The organism is Streptococcus sp. 2106, assembly GCF_013277315.1.
Lineage (GTDB): Bacteria > Bacillota > Bacilli > Lactobacillales > Streptococcaceae > Streptococcus > Streptococcus pseudopneumoniae.
The window spans coordinates 1-4,944 of sequence record NZ_VMMS01000122.1 but is presented as its reverse complement, the minus strand read 5'-3'; the positions used below and the strand labels follow the sequence as shown (position 1 = coordinate 4,944).

General features: G+C 36.2%; 1 protein-coding gene. It reads left to right on the top strand.

Annotation, left to right across the window (positions count from 1 at the left end):
• On the top strand, positions 1-4,539 hold a 4,539-nt coding region (locus HT723_RS10750; RefSeq protein WP_172935183.1), incomplete at its 5' end, for a ZmpA/ZmpB/ZmpC family metallo-endopeptidase.
• Between the last annotated feature and the right edge of the window lie 405 nt (positions 4,540-4,944).

Genomic DNA, 4,944 nt, shown 5'->3' with positions numbered 1-4,944 from the left:
GCGGCAGCCTTGAATGGACAAGGGACTGACAAAGAGCCATTACGAACAGCCGCAACAACAGATGCGACAGCTACCAAAGAGACAGCTAAGTATCAAAATGCAACAGCAGACAAGAAAAAAGCTTATGATGCAGCATTAGAAGCCGCTCAAAAAGTTCTAGCAAAAGCAGGAGCTACACAAGCAGAGGTGAATGCAGCTAAGCAAGCAGTAGAGAATGCAAAAGGTCAATTGGATGGAGTGGCAAGCGACAAGTCTGCCTTGAATGTCGAGCTTGGTAAAGAATCTGGCACGAAAGAATCTGACAAGTATCAGAATGCAGACCAAGCTAAGCGTACTGCCTACGATCAAGCACTTGCGGCAGCGAAAGCTGTAGTAGCTAAAGAAGGTGCAAGTCAAGCAGAAGTTGAGAAAGCTAAGAATGACTTAGTCGCAGTAGCGGCAGCCTTGAATGGACAACCAACAAGTAAAGATGAGTCAAAAGACGAAACTTCAACAAAACCTGAAAATTCTGGTAATGCAACAACAGAGAGCGGACAAACAGAACCAGAACAACCAAAAGGAAATTCAACTGAGGATGTTTCAACCGAATCAAACACAGCCAATTCAAATGGAAACGAAGAAATTAAACAAGAAAATGAAGTAGAACCTGATAAAAAAGTAGAAGTTCAAGAGAAAACAATAGAACTAAGAAGTGTTTCTGATGTGGAGCTCTATAGTTATGAAGGAGATCGGTCAAAACAGCATACAAGCTTGGATAAAGTACCAGATAATAAATCTGCTTATTTCATTAAGGTGAAATCAGCTAAATTTAAAGATGTACTACTTCCAGTTTCAAATATTGAGGACACTATAAAGGACGGTAAAGCAGTCTATAAAATTACAGCTAGCTTGGAACACTTGAAGCAATCTGTAGACAATCAATATCAAGACAATTTTACTTATTATCTTCCAAAAGTTGTTCAAAACGATGGCCCTATCTACACATCATTTAAAAAATTAATAACTGATATGAATAGTAGACCAAGTGGAACATTCACACTTGGTGCAACAATGAATGCTCGCGAGTTTGAGTTAAATGAAAACCAAGAAAGTTATGTTACAAATAACTTTACAGGGAAATTGATTGGTAGTCATCAAGGTAAACATTATGCTATCTATAATTTGAAAAAGCCGTTATTTAATACATTAAATAATGCTACTATTCAGGATCTCACCTTGAAAGATGTCAATATTTCTGGTAAGAATCATGTCGCATCAGTTGCTAAGGAAGCCACAAATTCTTCAACTTTAGATAACGTTCACGTAAATGGAATCATTGCTGGTGAGCTAGGTATCGGAGGACTTGTCCAAAAAGTTGATAATTCTACAGTAAGAAATAGTAGCTTCACTGGAAGAATAACAAATACCTTTGTTACAACCTCTCAGTATGCAATTGGTGGCTTAGTAGGACAATTAACTGGATCTAATTCTGTAGTAGACCATTCTATTTCAACAGTAACCATTTCAAGTAATGCAGAATATTCTAACCAAACCATTGGTGGAATTGCAGGTATCGTAGAAAATAATGCAACTGTAAAAAATAGTTATACTGAAGGTGAAATAAATAATGCTAAACCATTCGCTAGAGTTGGTGGAGTTGCAGGTTCCCTATGGACGCAAGAAGGTGGAACAGATGATAATACCGGCCACTTGAATAATGTTCTCAGCGATATGAATATTACAAATGGGAATGCGATTTCTGGTTACCACTTCAATAATATAAAGGAAACAAATGTCTATAGTAATAAAGAAAACAAAGTAGTCAATGTTCAACAAGTTGATGATGAGGTGATGTCAGTTGATTCCACTGTAGAACGTGGTACTGAGATTGAAAAAACAGCAGTTCAAGCTAAGAAAGAGAAGATTACTAAAAAACACACTGTCACAGTGGAAGATTTCACAAATTCTGCTAAACAGGATGTAGATTATACCAAGGCAGCTCATTATCAGGAGACAAGAAAAGTTGCATATAAAAATATAGAAAAATTATTACCTTTCTATAATAGAGACACCATTGTGAAATATGGAAATCAATTATCAACTGATCATAACCTGTATAAGAAAGAACTGTTATCTGTTGTCCCTATGAAAAATGAGGAAGTAGTCTCAGATATCACTTCAAACAAGAATTCTATCAACCATTTATTACTACATTACAACGATGGAACATCTGAGAAAGTAAACATAACCTACCATAATGACTTTGCAAATCTGGCTGAGTATACTATTGGAAGTACAGGTCTAGTATACACACCAAATGCTTTCCTAAAAGATTACACATCTATAATAGACAGAGTTAAAAACGACTTAAATACAGTACAGTATAATCCAACTGCTCTTAAGAATTTGTTAGGAATCTCTGATAATATTAAATTAACAGAACTCTATCTAGATGAGCAATTCACTAAGACAAAAGATCACTTGACTGAGACTCTTAAAAAATTGCTTTCAGCTGATGCTGCTGTTTCTGGAAATAATAGTGCTATTGACAATTACATTGTTGATAAAATCAAGCGAAACAAAGAAGCCTTGATGCTAGGATTAACCTATCTAGAACGCTGGTATGATTTCAAATTTGATAAGGCTAGCGCAAAAGATTTGCTTATGTTCCATATGGATTTCTTTGGTAAGGGAAATACCTCTCCTCTTGATACGATTATTGAACTAGGTAAATCTGGCTACAACAATCTCTTGGCAAAAAATAATGTGGTTACTTACAATGCCTTGCTGACGAATAACTACGGTACAAAAGACCTGTTTAGTGCTTTAGAAGGCTATCGTAAAGCATTTGCACCTACTCAAACTAACAATGACTGGTTTAAATCACAGACCAAGGCTTATATCGTTGAAGAAAAATCTAATATTCCAGAAGTGAGGGCTAACCAGGAAAAAGCTGGTAGCAAGTACTCTATCGGTGTCTATGATCGAATCACTAGCGACAGCTGGAAATACCGTAACATGGTACTGCCTCTACTTACCTTACCAGAAAAATCAGTCTTTGTTATCTCGACTATCTCTAGTCTAGGATTTGGTGCTTATGATCGTTATCGCAATAGTGACTATAAGGCTGGTGATAAGCTCAATAAGTTTGTTGAAAAGAGTGCTCACGAAACAGCAGAGCGTCAACGAGATCACTATGATTATTGGTATCGTATTCTAGATGAAAAAGGGCGTGAAAAGCTTTATCGAAATATCTTGCTTTATGATGCCTATAAATTTGGAAATGATAATACTGAAGGAAAGGCTAAAAAAGTAGCAGATTTTGATGATCCAAATCCTGCTATGAAACATTTCTTTGGACCTGTTGGAAATAAAGTCGGTCATAATGAACACGGTGCTTACGCCACAGGTGATGCCGTTTATTATATGGGGTATCGTATGTTGGATAAGGATGGAGCTATCACTTATACTCATGAAATGACGCACGATTCAGATCAGGACATTTATCTAGGTGGATATGGCAGAAGAAGTGGACTGGGACCAGAGTTCTTCGCCAAAGGATTGCTACAAGCGCCAGACCATCCAGATGATGCGACCATTACCATTAACTCAATCTTGAAACATTCAAAATCTGATAGTACAGAAGGACAACGATTACAAATACTCGATCCAACTACGAGATTTAAAGACGCAACAGATCTTCAGAACTACGTCCACAATATGTTCGATGTTATTTATATGCTAGAATATCTTGAAGGTAAATCTATCACAGAGAAACTTACTGATTATCAGAAAATGGAAGCTCTTAGAAAAATTGAGAACAAGTATGTAGAAGATCGTGAAGATGGAAATAAGGTTTACGCAACAAATGTAGTCAAAGATTTGACAGTAGAAGATGCTAAAAAACTGACAAGCTTTGAGAGTTTGATTGATAATAACATCCTTTCAGCTCGTGAATACAAGTCTAAAGAATACGAAAGAAATGGCTACTTCACTATTAAGTTATTTGCACCAATTTATGCAGCATTAAGTAGTGATATAGGAACACCAGGTGACCTGATGGGACGTCGTATAGCCTATGAACTACTAGCTGCTAAAGGCTTTAAAGATGGTATGGTACCATATATCTCAAACCAATACGAAGAAGAAGCCAAACAAAATGGTAAAAAGATAACTATTTATGGTAAAGAACGCGGATTGGTGACAGATGACTTGGTTTTGAAAAAGGTATTTAACGGTCAATATAAAACTTGGACAGAATTCAAGAAAGCTATGTACAAAGAACGCCAAGATAAGTTTGGACAATTAAATACAGTGTCATTTAAGGATCCATCAATTCCTTGGTATATTCGCGGAACAAAAACTATCAATAGCGTGACTGAATTACAGAAATTAATGGATGAAGCTGTTCGTAAGGATGCAGAAGATAATCGTTATTCTTGGTATAACTATAATCCAGAATATGATAGTGCGGTTCATAAGTTGAAGAGAGCAATCTTTAAAGCCTATCTTGACCAAACCGATGATTTTAGAAGTTCAATTTTTGAGAATAAAAAATAGTGTTTACTATTAGGAAATAAAAATTGAATGTAGAGAATTAGAATTGTCATTATTAAAAAAGATAAATTTTCCATTCGGAAAATAAAATGTATTGTTGGTTCGGTGTTACTCGGAAGTGTCTTGGTTGCACCGTAACCGTCCAATAGCGAAGTATATTGAAAAATCTCCAGACTAGGGAACTCACGGATAGTTCCTAATCTGGAGATTTCGGCTCTTTGTCAACTGTAGTGGGTTGAAGTCAGCTAAGCTCGAGAAAGGATACATTTCGTCCTTTCTTTTGTAACCGCCCAATAACGAAGTATATTGAAAAATCTCCAGACTAGAGAACTCACGGATAGTTCCTAATCTGGAGATTTCTTATTTACACTTTTCTTGTACAACTTTAGTCCATGGTAAATAAGCCTC